General features: G+C 73.1%; 12 protein-coding genes. 4 read left to right on the top strand and 8 right to left on the bottom strand.

All coding sequences use genetic code 11. From position 1 onward, the window contains the following. Positions 1–100 precede the first annotated feature (100 nt). Positions 101–778 (bottom strand): helix-turn-helix domain-containing protein, encoded by a 678-nt coding sequence (locus tag RBH18_RS10430; protein ID WP_306206243.1) that lies wholly within the window; start codon positions 776–778, stop codon positions 101–103. A gap of 71 nt (positions 779–849) precedes the next feature. Between RBH18_RS10430 and RBH18_RS10425 the strand changes: the two genes are divergently transcribed. After that, entirely contained in the window at positions 850–1,920 is a 1,071-nt protein-coding gene (locus tag RBH18_RS10425) for a DNA polymerase ligase N-terminal domain-containing protein (protein WP_306206241.1), read from the top strand. 275 nt (positions 1,921–2,195) lie between these two features. Next, positions 2,196–3,542 carry an MGH1-like glycoside hydrolase domain-containing protein gene (locus tag RBH18_RS10420; protein WP_306206239.1) on the top strand — a complete coding sequence of 449 codons (1,347 nt, stop codon included), beginning with the start codon at positions 2,196–2,198 and terminating at the stop codon, positions 3,540–3,542. A gap of 37 nt (positions 3,543–3,579) precedes the next feature. On the opposite strand, the gene RBH18_RS10415 is transcribed toward RBH18_RS10420, so the two are convergent. Both RBH18_RS10415 and RBH18_RS10410 read right to left on the bottom strand, forming a co-directional pair. Then, positions 3,580–4,179, bottom strand: coding sequence for an MBL fold metallo-hydrolase (locus tag RBH18_RS10415; RefSeq protein ID WP_306206236.1), 600 nt, complete (start codon positions 4,177–4,179; stop codon positions 3,580–3,582). Then, a complete protein-coding gene (locus tag RBH18_RS10410; RefSeq protein ID WP_306206234.1) occupies positions 4,176–5,264 on the bottom strand; it encodes an S-(hydroxymethyl)mycothiol dehydrogenase in 1,089 nt (362 codons plus the stop codon). Before RBH18_RS10410 ends, RBH18_RS10415 begins: the two co-directional genes overlap by 4 nt. Before the next feature lie 62 nt (positions 5,265–5,326). On the opposite strand from RBH18_RS10410, the gene RBH18_RS10405 reads away from it, so the two are divergent. Further along, the gene (locus tag RBH18_RS10405) at positions 5,327–7,438 is read left to right on the top strand and encodes a TPM domain-containing protein (protein ID WP_306206232.1); all 2,112 of its coding nucleotides are present in this window, start codon (positions 5,327–5,329) and stop codon (positions 7,436–7,438) included. A 17-nt stretch (positions 7,439–7,455) separates the two neighbouring features. On the opposite strand, the gene RBH18_RS10400 is transcribed toward RBH18_RS10405, so the two are convergent. The 5 genes from RBH18_RS10400 to RBH18_RS10380 form a co-directional block, all read right to left on the bottom strand. Next, on the bottom strand, positions 7,456–7,917 hold the full coding sequence (locus RBH18_RS10400; protein ID WP_306206230.1) for a MarR family winged helix-turn-helix transcriptional regulator: 462 nt from the start codon (positions 7,915–7,917) through the stop codon (positions 7,456–7,458). 527 nt (positions 7,918–8,444) lie between these two features. Further along, complete coding sequence (locus RBH18_RS10395; RefSeq protein WP_306206228.1) at positions 8,445–8,834, bottom strand: cupin domain-containing protein; 390 nt, start codon at positions 8,832–8,834, stop codon at positions 8,445–8,447. Positions 8,835–8,955: 121 nt separating this feature from the next. Next, a complete protein-coding gene (locus RBH18_RS10390; protein ID WP_306206226.1) occupies positions 8,956–10,194 on the bottom strand; it encodes an MFS transporter in 1,239 nt (412 codons plus the stop codon). Then, on the bottom strand, positions 10,191–10,523 hold the full coding sequence (locus RBH18_RS10385; protein ID WP_306206224.1) for a hypothetical protein: 333 nt from the start codon (positions 10,521–10,523) through the stop codon (positions 10,191–10,193). The genes RBH18_RS10390 and RBH18_RS10385 overlap by 4 nt, the downstream gene beginning before the upstream one ends. A gap of 244 nt (positions 10,524–10,767) precedes the next feature. Next, a complete protein-coding gene (locus tag RBH18_RS10380) occupies positions 10,768–12,522 on the bottom strand; it encodes an EAL domain-containing protein (RefSeq protein WP_306206221.1) in 1,755 nt (584 codons plus the stop codon). Positions 12,523–12,918: 396 nt separating this feature from the next. Between RBH18_RS10380 and RBH18_RS10375 the strand changes: the two genes are divergently transcribed. Continuing rightward, entirely contained in the window at positions 12,919–14,493 is a 1,575-nt protein-coding gene (locus tag RBH18_RS10375) for a restriction endonuclease (protein WP_306206219.1), read from the top strand. The last annotated feature ends 2 nt before the right edge of the window (positions 14,494–14,495 follow it).

The following is a 14,495-nucleotide window of genomic DNA, read 5'->3' as shown; positions in this document are numbered from 1 at the left end:
ACTACCGGGCGCCACCGGGAACACGGAACCCATGAATCGCTTCCCGTCCGAAATGTTCAGACCTAAAGCGCGTCGCTCCACTTCGCATGGCTCGCACGTCTCATGAGGAGCGGAGCAGGGCGCCGAGCGGAACGCCCGACAACGCCTTGACCTCGCGGGACAGGTGCGCCTGGTCGGCATAGCCCGCCGCGGCGGCCACCTCGGCGAACGGCCGGCCGGCCCGAGCGAGCGGCAGCGCCCGTTGCAGCCGCAGGATCCGGGCCAGCGTCTTGGGTGCGTACCCGAAAGCGGTGGTGACCCGGCGTTGCAGCTGCCGCGCGCTGAGGCCGCTCGAGTCGGCGATCGCGGCGACCGGCCGGCCCGCGCGGGCCGCGGCGTGGACGGCGACCATGGTCCTGTCGGGCGGCTGCCAGCGGCGTGTGACGAACTCCATGAGCACCGCGAGCGGATCCGCGGCCTCGGCGATCCGGCGGCTGTCGGCGCCCGGCACCAGGGCGTCCAGCGGGACCTGCCGGTCGGTGAGCTCGTCGGCGGGCAGGCCGAGGACGCCCGGGCCGGTGCCGGCCGCGAAGCGCACGGCGAAGAAGCGCGTGCCCGCCGGGGGCGCCGGCCCGCCGACCTGGGCCGTCGTGTCGGGACCGGCCACGAAGACGCGCCCCTCCTGCCAGATCACGTCCATGCAGCCGTCCGGCAGGATGCGTGCCGGCCGCGCGCCGGGCTCCACGACGCTGCGCCAGGCGAGCACGTGCGGGAGGCGGGTGCCTCGTTCGGCGTACATGGGACGAGCCTGGCACGGGGGTACGACACTCCCGGAATGACAACGGTGTAAGTCGGGCGAAGAATCGACGGATGGCCGACCGGCTGGACGAATATCGGAGCAAGCGGAACGCGCGGCGCACCCCGGAGCCCGTACCCGGGGAGAGGCCGCGGCCGACGGACCGCAGGCGCTTCGTCATCCAGCAGCACCACGCCCGCAGCCTGCACTGGGACGTCCGGCTCGAGCGCGACGGCGTCCTGGTCTCCTTCGCGGTCCCGCGCGGGCTGCCGCGCGACCGCGGCCGCAACCACCTGGCCAAGCACACCGAGGACCACCCGCTGGAATACCTGGAGTTCAGCGGCGACATCCCGGCCGGCGAGTACGGCGGCGGGCGCATGACCATCCACGACCGCGGCAGCTACGAGGCCGACAAGTGGCGCGACGACGAGATAGGCGTCACGTTCCACGGTGACCGGACGTCCGGGCGCTACGTCTTCTTCCAGACCGGCGGCCAGGACTGGATGGTCCGGCGGATGGACCCGCCGGAGCCCGGGTGGGAGACCATGCCCGACTCGGTCGCGCCCATGCTGCCCACCCGGGTGTCCGGCCTGCCGCCCGACGACCACGACTGGGGGTACGAGCTCCGCTGGGCCGGCCGCCGCACCCTGACCGCGGTCTCGGGCGGCCGCGTCCGCCTCACCGACGCCGACGGCGTGGACGTCACCTCGTGGTACCCCGAGCTGCGCGCCCTCGGACCGGCCCTCGCCCCCGTCGAGGCCCTGCTCGACGGGGAGATCGTCACCTTCGACGGCGGCCGGATCGCCCCGGGGCTGCTGGAGCGGCGCAAGGCACCGCGCGACTCGGGCGCCGCCCGCCGGATGGCCGAGCGCACCCCGGTCCACCTGCTCCTCTACGACGTGTTGTGGCTGGAGGGGCGCTCGACGGTGGAGCTGCTCCGCTACACCGAGCGACGCGAGCTGCTCGACGGGCTGGGCCTGACCGGCGACAACTGGCAGACCCCGCCGTTCTTCCCAGGCGGCGGCGAGTTCGCCCTCGACACCGCCCGAGCGCAGGGGCTCGGCGGGGTCGTGGCCAAGCGGCTCGACTCGCCCTATCTCCCCGGGCGCCGCAGCCGGCTGTGGCTGGACCTCAGCGCCGGCTGACCCATCCCAGTTTCACGGCTTTTGTCCCGAGTGCCCCCAGCTGGCGGCACAATCGAACTCCGAAGCTGACCCGCCTCGGCCGAACAGCCCGCCCGGCGTGACCCGTCCGGCCGGTCCGTTGCTGCTCCCCCGGCCTGCCGAAGTTTGCATTGCTGACATTTCTTGATCCCGCCGCGGGCCGCCCGATCACGTGTGTTTGCCAGGGCCCGCGGCGGAAAGGCTATAGATAGATGCACTGTCCGATGCACCATCCGCCTGATGCACTGATCCCGGATATGTCTGCTGATCTCTGGAAATCTGCCGCCGCCGTTCTCGACACCAACTGGGCCGGAGACCACATGGTCCCGTCCCACCGGCTCTATCCGCACCAGTGGAGCTGGGACGCCGCCTTCATCGCCATCGGTCTCGCCTACGTGAACCCGACGCGCGCCTGGCGTGACCTCCGCAGCCTCTTCGACGCCCAGTGGCCCGACGGCCGCGTGCCGCACATCGTCTTCGACCCCCAGACCGCGGAGGGCGACTACTTCCCCGGTCCCGCTTTCTGGGACGTTCCCGCGTACGCCGGCCGGGCCGCCCGGGGCAGCACCGGCCTGGTCCAGCCGCCGCTGCACGCGGTCGCCGCGTGGGAGGTGTACCGCCGCGCCACGTCCCACGGCGCGGCCTGTGCCCGCGAGGCCCGCGAGGAGCTGGCCTGGCTCTACCCCCGCCTGGTGGCCCAGCAGGACTACCTCGCCGGGGCCCGCGACGCCGGCGGCGACGGGCTCGCGAGCATCGTGCACCCCTGGGAGTCGGGGCTGGACAACAGCCCGTCCTGGGACTTCGCGATGGCCGACGTCCCCGCCGACATGGGCCTGCTCGACCGCTTTCGACGCCGCGACCTCGAGGTCGCCGACGCCGCCCACCGCCCGACCGACGTCGACTACGCCCGCTACCTGGGCCTGGTCCTCAACTACCGGGCCGGCGACTACTCGGACCACGGGCTGGCGAAGCGGCACGACTTCGTGGTCGAGTGCCCGTCGTTCAACGCGATCCTGGCCGCGGCCGAGCTGGCTCTCGTGCACATCGCGGGCGTCGTCGGCGCCGATCCCGACCCGCACCTCGAGCGCGCCGCGCGGATCACGAGCGCGATCTCGCGGCATCTGTGGGACGAGCAGACGCGAACCTTCCGCGCGCGCAATGTGCGTACGGGCGTCCTGAGCCCGGCCCGGACCGTCAGCGGCCTGGTGCCGCTGCTCCTGCCCGGACTCCCCGACCACCAGGCGGCCGCCGTCATGGCGGAGGCCGCGTCGGAGCGTTTCGGGCTGCCCGGGACGACGGGCCTGCCGGTGCCGAGCTACGACCGCACCGCGCCCGATTTCGACACGCTCAGGTATTGGCGCGGGCCGATCTGGATCAACGTCAACTGGCTGCTGCGCCGCGGCATGCTGGTGCACGGCTATCGCGACGAGGCCGAGGACCTGCGCACGGCGATGATTCGGCTGATCCACCGGTCGGGCCACTTCGAGTACTTCCACCCCACGACCGGGGAGGGCATCGGAGCGCCGACCTTCAGCTGGACCGCCGCGTTGTCGCTCGACCTGCTCGCGGACCGCTCGGTTCCCGCGTACGCACGGGCCGCATGATCTTTCCCGGGCCGCCTCGCCGGCGGCCCGGGGCTGATCAGAACTGCTCGGCGCCGATCGTGGTGTCGTCGCCGTGCCCCGTGTGCACCACGGTGTCCGGGGGCAGGGCCAGCAGCCGGTCCTTGATCGACCGCTCGATCGTCGGCCGGTCGCTGAAGGAGCGCCCGGTCGCGCCCGGCCCGCCCTGGAACAGGGTGTCGCCGGTGAAGACGCTGTTCAGCGCGGGGGCGTACAGGCAGATGGCGCCCGGGCTGTGCCCCGGCGTGTGCAGCACCTTCAGCGTGATGCCCGCCACGGCGATCTCCTGGCCGTCGGCCAGCGCCTGCGGCATCGGCACGCCCGGGTGGGTCAGCTGCCACAGCGGCTCCTCGGCCGGGTGCAGCAGCAGCGGGGCGCCGGTCCGCTCGGCCAGCTCGGGCGCCACGCGTACATGATCGTCATGCGCGTGGGTGAGGACGATCGCGACGACCTTGCGGCCGTTGACCGTCTGCACGATTTCCTGTACGGAGTGCGGGGCGTCGATGACGACGACCTCGTTCTCGTCCCCGACCACCCAGACGTTGTTGTCGACGTCGAAGGTCTGCCCGTCGAGGGAGAACGTGCCGCTCGTGACGGCGTGATCGATCCTCGCGGTCATGCGAAGATCACCACACTGCGCAGCACGTCGCCGGTGTGCATCTTGCCGAAGGCCTCCTCGACCTGGTCGAGCCGGATCTCCTCGGTCACGAACGCGTCGAGGTCCAGCCGGCCCTGCTTGTAGAGCTCGGTCAGCATCGGGAAGTCGCGGGTCGGCAGGCAGTCGCCGTACCAGCTGCTCTTCAGCGCCCCGCCGCGCCCGAAGACGTCCAGCAGCGGCAGCTCGACCGTCATCTCCGGGGTGGGCACGCCGACCAGAACCACCGTGCCGGCCAGGTCACGGGCGTAGAAGGCCTGCTTGTACGTCTCCGGGCGCCCCACCGCCTCGACGACGACGTCCGCGCCGTTGCCGTCGGTCAGGGCCTGCACCTCGGCGACGACGTCCTTGCCCTTGGCGTTGATCGTGTGCGTCGCGCCGAACTTGCGGGCCCACTCGAGCTTCCGGTCGTCCGTGTCGATGGCGATGATCGTCGTCGCCCCGGCCAGGGCCGCACCGGCCACCGCGCCGTCGCCCACGCCGCCGCAGCCGATGACCGCGACCGAGTCGCCGCGCGTGACCCCGCCCGTGTTGATCGCCGCGCCGATGCCGGCCATGACACCGCAGCCCAGCAGGCCGACCGCCGCCGGCCGCGCCGCCGGGTCGACCTTGGTGCACTGTCCGGCGTGCACGAGCGTCTTCTCCACGAACGCCCCGATGCCGAGCGCCGGGCTCAGCTCGGTGCCGTCCTCGAGCGTCATCTTCTGGGTCGCGTTGTGCGTGTTGAAGCAGTACCACGGCTTGCCCTTGCGGCACGCCCGGCAGTCACCGCACACGGCACGCCAGTTGAGCACGACGAAGTCGCCCGGAACCACGTCCGTGACGCCCTCACCCACCGACTCCACGATCCCCGCGGCCTCGTGACCGAGCAGGAAGGGGAACTCGTCGTTGATCCCGCCCTCGCGGTAGTGCAGGTCGGTATGACAGACCCCACACGCTTGCACCCGTACGACCGCCTCGCCCGGACCGGGATCCGGCACGACGATCGTGGTGACCTCGACGGGCGCTCCCTTGGCACGGGCGATGACACCCTTGACTCGCTGACTCATGCCCACACCTTGCCATCCGAAGCTGGGGGCGGACTGTCTGACCCGGCATCTACGGTGATGGTGTGACTTTCGTACGCCGTGTGTTGCCGCTGGTGGCAGCGCTGCTCATGCTCCTCGTCGCGGTCCCCGCCCGCGCCGACGCCCCCGCACGCCTCGGCACCCAGGTGACCGACCCGGCCGGGGTCCTCGACTCCTCCGTCGCCCCGGCGCTGCGCGCGCTGCAGGACAAAACGGGCATCCAGCTCTTCGTCGTCTTCGTGCCCTCCTTCGACGGCACGCCGGCGCAGGAGTGGACCGACGAGACGGCGCGGCTCAGCGACCTCGGCGACCGCGACGCGCTGCTCGCGGTGGCGACCACCGACCGGGCGTACGCCTATTCGTTCCCACCCGACTCCCGCCTCTCCGACGGCGAGCTCACCGACGTGGCGGCCGAGCGGATCGAGCCCGCCCTGTCCCGTGGCGACTGGTCCGGCGCCGTGGTCGCCGCGGCCGACGGCTACGCGGACGCCGCGACCGGCTCCGGCTTCTCGGCCGCCTGGGCGCTCGCCCTCCTCGCGGCGATCATCGTCGTCGCGCTCGCCTGGGTCGCCGCCCGCCGCCGTCACCGCGCCGCCGCGTCGGCCTCCTCGTCGGAGCCGGCCGCCGGCCCGTCCGTGGCCGACCTGTCCGCCCAGGCCAACGCGCTGCTCATCGAGCTCGACGACGACCTGCGCGCCGCGGAGAGCGAGCTGGCGCTGGCCACCGCGCAGTACGGCCCGGACGAGACGGCCCGCTTCCGCACGGCGCTGGAGGAGTCGCGCCGGGACGTCGCCGAGGCGTTCCGGCTGCGGATGACGCTGGAGGACGAGCGACCGGAGGCCGCCGAGGCGTCCCGGACGACCCTGGAGCAGATCATCGCCCGGTGCCGGGCCGCCGACGAGCGGCTGGACGCGGAGTCGGAGGCCTTCGATCAGCTGCGCGACCTCGAGGGCCGGGCCGCGGAGGCCGCCGCCGAGGTGGACCGGCGGCGGGCGGCTGCCGAGGCCGGCATCCCGGCGGCGGCGGTCGCGCTGCAGGACCTGTCGCACCGGTGGAGCGGGCCGCCGGTGAGCGCCGTGGCGGGCAACATCGATGCGGCTTCGGAGCGGCTGCGGTTCGCCGCGGAGGCGGTGGGGCGCGCTCGGGCCGCCCTGGCCAGCGCGGGAGCGCCAGCGCACGCCGGCAGCTCCGGATCCGTGGACGGCGGCGCGCCGGCGGGCGGGGTCTCCCCGGGCGGCGCGGCGGCGGGCGCCGCGGCGGCGGGCGGCGCGGCGGGCGGCGGGGTCGGTGGGGCTCGGGCCGAGGCGGCGCTGGCGGTGCGGGCTGCCGAGCAGGCGGTGACGCAGGCGGAGCAGTTGCTGGCGGCCGTGCGGCGGGCGGCGACCGATCTGCAGGCGGCTCGGGCGGCGGCTGATGCGCTGCTGGCCGAGGTCGAGGGAGAGATCGTCACGGCGCGCGGGCTGATGCAGCAACAACCCGGTGATGCGGGGCTTGCCGGGGCTGTCGGGGTGGCGGAGCAGGCTCTCGGGGTGGCGCGGGCGCAGCTGGGTCAGGGCTTGCCTGACCCCGTGGCTGTCGTCGCGGGGCTGCAGGCGGCTGATGCGACGCTCGACCAGGCCCTCGCCGCCGCGCAGGACGCCGCCGCGCGGGTCACCCACGCCCGGGCGCTGCTGGCCCAGGCGCTGCCCGTGGCGCGGGCCGAGGTGGCCGCGGCGAGCGACTTCATCGGGACCCGGCGCGGGGTGGTCAACGCGGGCGCGCGCACGTCGCTGTCCGAGGCGCAGCGGCACCTGGCCCTGGCCGAGAGCCTTGCCGAGCAGGATCCCGCGGCGGCCCTGAGCCACGCGCAGCAGGCGCAGTCACTGGCCGGGGACGCCAGCCGGTCGGCGAGCTACGACGTGCAGACCTGGAGCTCCGGCGCCGGCTGGCCGGGCGGCCGCGGCGGCTATGGCAGCGACGGCGTCGCCGGGGCCATCCTCGGCGGGCTGCTCTTCGGCGACGGGTCGCCCGGGCCGGCTCGGCGGCGCTCGCCGGGCGGCGGCATGTCCTGGTCCGGCGGCGGCTTCGGCGGCAGCGGCGCGCGCGGCCGGCGCACGGGCGGAGGCGGCGGGCGCAGCGGCGGGGGCGGGCGCCGGGGAGGCGGGGGCCGCTTCTGAACCCCTCCCGCCGGTTGTCAGCGGGCGTCGGCGGGCGGGTCGAGGAGGGCGTCGCAGAGTTTGGCGAGCTGGCGGACCTGCGTCGGGGTGAGGCGGTCGAAGACCAGGGAGCGGACCGACTCGACGTGGCCCGGGGCGGCGTCGACGATCTTGGCGAAGCCCTCGTCGGTGAGGACGGCGATCTGGACGCGGCCATCGTCGGGGTCGCGTTCGCGGCGGACCCAGCCCTGGGCCTCGAGGCGGGCCACCACGTGGGAGAGGCGGGAGAGCGAGGCGCTGGCCTGCTTGGCGAGGCGGCTCATCGGCAGACGGCGGTCGTCGCGCTCGGAGAGGGCGGCCATGACCAGATAGCCCATGTGGGTCAGGCCGGCGTCCCGCTGGAGCTGCGTCTCGAGCGCGGCCGGCGTTTTGACGAGCACCTCGACGAACTTGCGCCACGCCTGCTGCTGCTCGTCGGTCAACCACCGGGGCTCGTCCATGGCAGCAGGTTAATGACCGGGCCGGGCCGGTCGAAGTCCGGGTTGGCCGCCACCCGGGAGGCGCGTCGGCTGCCTCCCCGGAACCGGGTCGGCTCCCCTGAGAAGCGGCTGCACGCGCTGCATGCCGCACGCGATCTCACCCAGCGCTCGGCCACCGTGACAGCGGGCGCAACGACAGTCCCGGGCGGGCCGAATTCGGCTGCACATCGGGGCAGTCCGATCGACTCCCTTGAACCGTCAAGAGTATGGTTCGCGCCGAGCTTTCTCCCGGTGTGCGGCGCCGGGGCCGGCCGGCTGGGGGGCATCGGCCGGTCCGGCGCCGCCCCATACCCGGCATCGGCCGGCCTCAGCGCAGCCCAAGCCCAGCATCGACCGGCCTCAGCGCCGCCCGTATCCGGCATCGACCGGCCTCAGCGCAGCCCGGGAGGGCGCCCGGCGACGGCGGCCGGAGTGATGCGGGCACGCCGAAGCGGCGAGCCCCGGAAAGGACCGGCGCCGAAGCGGCGAGCCCGGAGCGCCCAGGCCGCTCAGGACGCGGGCGGCTCGTCCTTGCCGGCCTCCTCGAGGGCGTCGGCCTCTTCCTTGGTCTTGTGGACGGCGCCCTCGGCGTGCTCCGGCGGGCCGTACACGGTGTAGAGGACCAGGGGGTTCGGGCCCGCGTTCACGAAGTTGTGCTTGTGGCCGGCCGGCACGACGACCAGGTCGCCCTGCGAGACCTTGCGGGTCTGGCCGCTCACCTTGGCCTCGCCCGTGCCGCTGACGAAGGTGAGGATCTGGTCCACCTCGTGAACTTCCTCACCGATCTCGCCGCCCGGCGGGATCGTCATGATCACGAGCTGGGTGTGCTTGCCGGTCCAGAGCACCCGGCGGAAGTCCGGGCTCTGCTCGGCGGTGGTGGCGATCGTCCAGTGCTCCATGCTGAGCCCCATACCCCTGATGACCCCAAAACAATCGTGCGTCGTCAAGCCGCGAAGCCACGAAGAGGCGTCAGGCCGCACGAGCGGCGAGCCGAAGCGGGCAGAAGGCGCAGGACGAGCGTCAATCGGCTGGTCGTAGCTCTTCGATCGCTCGTGTGCCGAGGATCGGCGACCTGACCAGCCACGCGATCGACAGCGTTCCTCCCACCGCAGCGATCACGAGTGTCGGCCCGACGCCGGCGAAGCTGCCCAGCACGCCACCGACGAGGGCGCCGAGCGGGCGGATGCCGTAGTTGACCGTGGAGAACGCGCCGGAGACACGGCTTCGGAGATCGTCGTGCACCACGGCTGTCTGCAGGGCGTTGAGGTTGATGTCGAACAGCATGATCCCGAATCCGCTGACTGCCTCAACGAGTGCCAGCACCGCGACCTTCGCCCAGCCGGGGCCGGAGGCCAGCGGGATCAGCGCGTACGGCGCGCTGAACAGCACCGCCCCTGCCGCAATGGTGCGGCCGGCGCCTATCCAGTGGGTGATCCGCCCGGCCAGGACCGCCCCGGCCAAGCCGGCCACCGCGCCGGCGCCGTAGGCCAGTCCGATCGCGCCGGCGGAGAGGCCGAGGGTGCGGCTGGCGTAGAGGAGGACCAGTGCGATCGCCACGAAGCTGAAGAAGTTGAGCGTCGTGCAGCAGCGGAGGGACGCTGCCATGTAGGGGTGGCGCCAGAGATAGCCGAAGCCATGGGCTGCGCGGCGTACCAGGGTTCCGGAGTGGTCGGCGGGCGGTCGCTCGGTCACGCGGACCCGGCCGGTCATGTGCGCGGAGAAGGCGAAAGACGCCGCGTCCACGATCATCGCCACCGGCGCGCCGAGCGTCTGGATCATTGCGCCGCCGAGAGCCGGGCCGGCGACGAACGAGCCCGATCGGGTGGTGCTGAGGAGCGAGTTCGCCTGGACGTACCGGTCGCGGGTGACCAGGGAGGCGAAGAACGGCGCGTACGCCGACTGGGAAAGCGTCCGGCCGACGCCCGCCACGAGTGCGACCGCCACGAGCTGGACCAGGGTCAGCGAGCCCAGCCACCAGGCGAGCGGCAGGGTCGCGACGGCCAGTGCCTGCAGCAGGTCGCTGACGATGAGCAGCCTGCGCTTCTGCGGCTGCTGGTCGACCCAGGCGCCGATGAACAGCGACAGCAACTGGGGCGCCCAGACGGCAGCCGTGAGAATGCCGACTTCGGTGCTGGAGGCGCCCACGATCGTGATGGCGATCAGCGGGAGCGCGAGTTCGGAGACTCGGTCCCCGAATTCCGAGGCGGCTTGTCCCATCCAGTACGTCGCGAAGCGCCGGTCACGGTACAGCCGGGTCATGCCGGGCCGTCGTCGCCGTCGTGCTCGGGCGCCGCCGGCAGGATGTGGCGCCGGATCCGCACCGGACGGGCCCCGTCGGGCACGTCGTCGGCAGGTGCGTCCTTGCGCAGCACGTACGGCGCGAGCAGCTCCTCCATCGCATCCTCGACCTGCTCGAGCTCCTCGCGCGTCACCAGGATCGTGGTGTTCGCCAGCCCGGACAGGGCCAGCCACTCCAGTTCCAGGTGCGGCTCGACCTCGCGGCGCCAGGTGCCGACCTGGTCGCCCTCGGCCTCGTCGAGGGTGTCGCGCAGGGCACGGGCGGCGTCGCGCCCGGCCTCGTCGTTCACGACGAAGCGGAAACCCCGCGAGGCTGCCTGCCACCAACGCTCGCGACCGTTGCCGAGTGCCTCGGCATCGCGGACAAGCCCGTACTTCGCGAGATGCCAGCTCGTTGGGCGGCGAAAACCCGCAGGACGAGGCGAGACGAAGGAGCAGAAGGGCACAGGACGAGCGGCCAGGCCAAGAAGGGCGAAGCGAAGAAAGCGGCGCGCGGCAAGGCGAAGGAGGGGCGGAGCAGTGGGAGCGGAAGGCTCAGGACGAGCGCAACCGCGTCCCCGCGCCGAGCGCCGACACCGGCTCGGGCTTCCCGATCTGGTAGCCCTGCACGAAGTCGACCCCGAAATCGCGCAGCAGCCGCAGCGTTTCCTCGTCCTCGACGAACTCGGCGACGGTGTGGATGCCGTAGGCGCGGCAGACCTGGACCAGCGCCTGCACCAGCACCTGGTCCTCCGGCGACGCGACCAGATTCCGCACGTACTCCCCGTCGATCTTGACCAGGTCGACCGGGAAGAGCCGCAGGTGCCGGAACGACGTGTAGCCCGCCCCGAAGTCGTCGAGCGCCAGCTGGCAGCCCCGGTCGCGGATGCGGTCGGCGAAGCGGCGCGCCTCGCTGAGGTTGCCGATGAGGGCGGTCTCGGTGATCTCGAACGTCAGCTGCGCCGGGTCCACCGCGTAACGGTCGAGCAGCGCTTCGATCTCGGCCGTCAGGCGCGGGTCGCCCACCGTACGCCCGGAGAGGTTGATCTGGAAAGCGTGCGTGGGCAGGGAGGCCGCGAGCCCGATCGCGCGCTCGACCACCCACAGGTCGATGTCGTAGACCGCGTCGAGGCGCTCGGCCGTGTCGAGCACCTGGATCGGGGACTGGGGGCCGCCGGCCTCGTCGAGGACGCGCAGCAGCACCTCGTGGCGGAGCACCTTGTTGCTCTGGAGCTCGAGGATGGGCTGCGCGAAGAGGGTGAAGCGGTCGGTGCCGAGCGCCGCGGCGACGCGGGTGCGGTAGGAGCCCTGGCGGTCGCGGGCCGGGACCGGGTCGGCGACCAGGGTGACCGCGCGGTCGGCGTCGCGGCCCTGGCGCCAGGCGTGCTCGGCGTCGATGAGCAGGTCGTGGCTGCCGGCCTCGCTGCCCTGGCCGAAGGCGCGGAAGCGGACCAGCCCCGCCCAGACGGTGGCGCGCGACCAGGAGTCGGGCAGCACGAAGGCCTGGGTGCGCAGGGCCTCGACATAGTGGTCGGCCTGGCGGCGGGCGAGCGCCCAGGAGGCGCCGGGCAGGAGGACCGCCAGCTCGCTCGGCCCGGCCCGGCCCAGCAGGTCGCCGGTGCCGGCGATGCCCTCGAGGACGCGGGCCGCGCGCTGGAGCAGCTCGGGGGCGTCGCGCCGGGACTCGGCCGGCTCCACGCGGATGACCAGGACCGCTCCCCCGCCCTTGCGCTGGGCCCGGTCGATCTCGTCGGCGAACCGGGCGCGGGTCATCAGCCCGGTGGCCGGGTCGGGCTCCACCACGGACGACTGCACGGTCTCCCCGCGCCGGGCGAGCCGGGCGACCTCGCGGCGGGCGCGCTCGCGGGCCGAGACGTCGCGCAGGGCGCCGCGGATGCCGGTGACGCCGCCGTCGCGGCCGCCCATGGGCTCGAGGCGGCAGTCGACGTCGAACCAGCTGCCGTCGGCGCGCAGCAGCCGGACGGTCGTGCGGACCGGCTCGCCCTCCGTCCAGGCGCGGGTGATGGAGGCGAGCGCCTTGGCATGGTCCTCACGGTGCACGTGGCGGCCGAGGAGCTCGTGGGAGATCTCGCCCTCGTGGGCCAGGCCGAGCAGCTCGGCCAGGCCGTCGGACCAGACCATCCGCTCGCCGTCGGCCAGGTAGAGGAACCAGACCTCGTCATCCACCGGCATGCGGGCCTCGGGCAGACGCGGGGGCAGCGGCGCCGCGTTCGGCGCGAGGCGGGGACGGCGGGCGAGCCGGTCCCGCAACGCGCGCGGACGCGGGAAGCGTTCGTCGGATGCCGACATGCGTGCCCACCACCTCCCCTGACGAGTGAAGGATGCCCGTCGCGTGTTACGCGCCGTCACCGGTCGATGTAACGGCGGGCGTCCGCCGACCATGTTTTCGCACCGCGGCCCGGAACACAAAGAACCGCGGAATTGCGATCGATCCGCGGCCGATTTCAGCCGTTCGGACGACGGATTCATCGCTCAGCGCATCGACGCGACTACGCATTCGGTCCATGACGGACAGTTACGCGCCGTATGCCCGGGCGTACGAAAAGCGATGAGCCCCTGGTTGATCTTGCCGGATCACGGGCCGTGACAGGAGCCCCCGGATGGTGGATATGGTGGCCGTCCGGGCACACGAGCAGGGACGTCGACTCTCGGCAGCAAGGGATACGCATGGGCATCATTCGGGACATGCAGCGGGAACAGGCCACGCGCACCGCTGCCCAGCAGCGCGCCGGCACCGCGGCGGCCCAGCAACGGCTGCTCATCCGGCGCAACGCCGATCTGGCCATCGCGGCCGCCCAGCAGGCGGCCGCCGACGCCGAGCGGCAGCGCGAGCACCGGCGGCTCTACGCGGAGGCGCGCACGGCCGATGCCGCGGCGGCCAACGCCGACCTGCGCGCACGGCTCGCCGACCTCGACACGCTGTTGCTGTCCACGCTGGACGTGGACGACCACATCGACCTGGACACCTTCAAGAAGCCGCTGACCGTGCCGCCGTTCGACCCGGGCCCGCTCGGCCGGCCCGCGCCCGAGCCGTCGTGGCAGAGCTACGCGCCGCCGGAGCCGCGCGGCGTGGGCAAGATCCTCGGCGGCGAGCGGCTGCACGGGCAGCAGGTGGCGGCGGCACGCCGGGCGTACGAGCAGGCCAAGGCCCAGTGGCAGGAGAACGAGCAGCGCCGGCTGCGGCAGCTCGAGACCCGCCGCCGCCAGTACGACGAGAGCCGCCGGCGCCACGAGGCGAAGCTGGTCGCCTACAACGCCGAGGTGGACCGCTTCGCCGCCGCGGTGGCGGGAGCCGACCCGTCGTCGGTGGTCGAGTACTTCGCGATGGTGCTCGGCAACTCGGTCTACCCGGACGACTTCCCACAGCACTTCCGCCTCGCCTACCTGCCGAAACAGCGCCACCTCCTGGTCGAGTACCACCTGCCGCCGGTCGAGGTGATCCCGGTCGTCAAGGAGTACAAGTACGACCGGGTGCGCGACGACCTGATGGCCGTCCCGCGCGAGGAGGCCGAGGTCCGGCGCCGCTACACCGAGATCATCGCCATGGTGACGTTGCGCACCATCCACGAGATCATCGAGGCGGACCGCGGCGGACTGGTCGCCAAGGTGGCCTTCAACGGCATCGTCGACACGATCGACCGCCGCACCGGCCGGTTCGTGCGGCCGTGCCTGGTCTCCGTGCGGACGGACCGGGCGGTCTTCGAGACGATCAAGCTGCGCCGGGTCGACCCGGTCGCCTGCCTCAAGCACCTCGAAGCCGGCATCTCGGGCACCCCCGACCAGCTCGACGGCGTCACCCCGGCGCTCGACTTCGACCGGGAGGCGGACCGCGACTTCACCGAGGAGTTCAACGTCCTCGCCGACATCGACCACCGCCCCAACCTCCTCGCCATGCCCCCGGCCGAGTGGGAGCAGACGATCGCCGACCTCTTCTGCACCATGGGCCTGTCCATGGGCGAGGCGGCCGGCGGGCGCTGGCTCGCCACGGACCCGCGCCCGGTCTTCGGCGGCCCGGTAGTCGTCCACGCGGTCCGCGGCACGGTCATCGGCCCGGCGGAGGCCAACGACCTGGCGGGCGCGGTCACCGACGCCGGCGCCACCAAGGGCATCCTGATCGCCGTCGACGGGTACGACCACCAGGCCCACGACGCGGTCGCCGGCCGCCCCGTCGAGCTCATCGACGGCCCGGCCCTGCTCAACCTGCTCGCCGAGCACTGCGGCCTCAAGGCGCGCATCGAGCAGGTCGAAGCGAAGGTCTGACG

This window comes from Actinoplanes oryzae, from assembly GCF_030757795.1.
Lineage (GTDB): Bacteria > Actinomycetota > Actinomycetes > Mycobacteriales > Micromonosporaceae > Actinoplanes.
Note: the sequence above shows the minus strand (reverse complement) of the source record. Positions and strands in the feature narration are given on the sequence as shown.

Excerpts from the sequence above, each read along its gene's own strand:
- RBH18_RS10410 (WP_306206234.1), bottom strand. The coding sequence starts at position 5,264 with ATGAGTCAGCGAGTCAAGGGTGTCATCGCCCGTGCCAAGGGAGCGCCC.
- RBH18_RS10390 (WP_306206226.1), bottom strand. The coding sequence starts at position 10,194 with ATGACCCGGCTGTACCGTGACCGGCGCTTCGCGACGTACTGGATGGGA.
- RBH18_RS10430 (WP_306206243.1), bottom strand. The coding sequence starts at position 778 with ATGTACGCCGAACGAGGCACCCGCCTCCCGCACGTGCTCGCCTGGCGC.
- RBH18_RS10425 (WP_306206241.1), top strand. The coding sequence starts at position 850 with ATGGCCGACCGGCTGGACGAATATCGGAGCAAGCGGAACGCGCGGCGC.
- RBH18_RS10375 (WP_306206219.1), top strand. The coding sequence starts at position 12,919 with ATGCAGCGGGAACAGGCCACGCGCACCGCTGCCCAGCAGCGCGCCGGC.
- RBH18_RS10380 (WP_306206221.1), bottom strand. The coding sequence starts at position 12,522 with ATGTCGGCATCCGACGAACGCTTCCCGCGTCCGCGCGCGTTGCGGGAC.
- RBH18_RS10420 (WP_306206239.1), top strand. The coding sequence starts at position 2,196 with ATGTCTGCTGATCTCTGGAAATCTGCCGCCGCCGTTCTCGACACCAAC.
- RBH18_RS10400 (WP_306206230.1), bottom strand. The coding sequence starts at position 7,917 with ATGGACGAGCCCCGGTGGTTGACCGACGAGCAGCAGCAGGCGTGGCGC.
- RBH18_RS10395 (WP_306206228.1), bottom strand. The coding sequence starts at position 8,834 with ATGGAGCACTGGACGATCGCCACCACCGCCGAGCAGAGCCCGGACTTC.
- RBH18_RS10415 (WP_306206236.1), bottom strand. The coding sequence starts at position 4,179 with ATGACCGCGAGGATCGATCACGCCGTCACGAGCGGCACGTTCTCCCTC.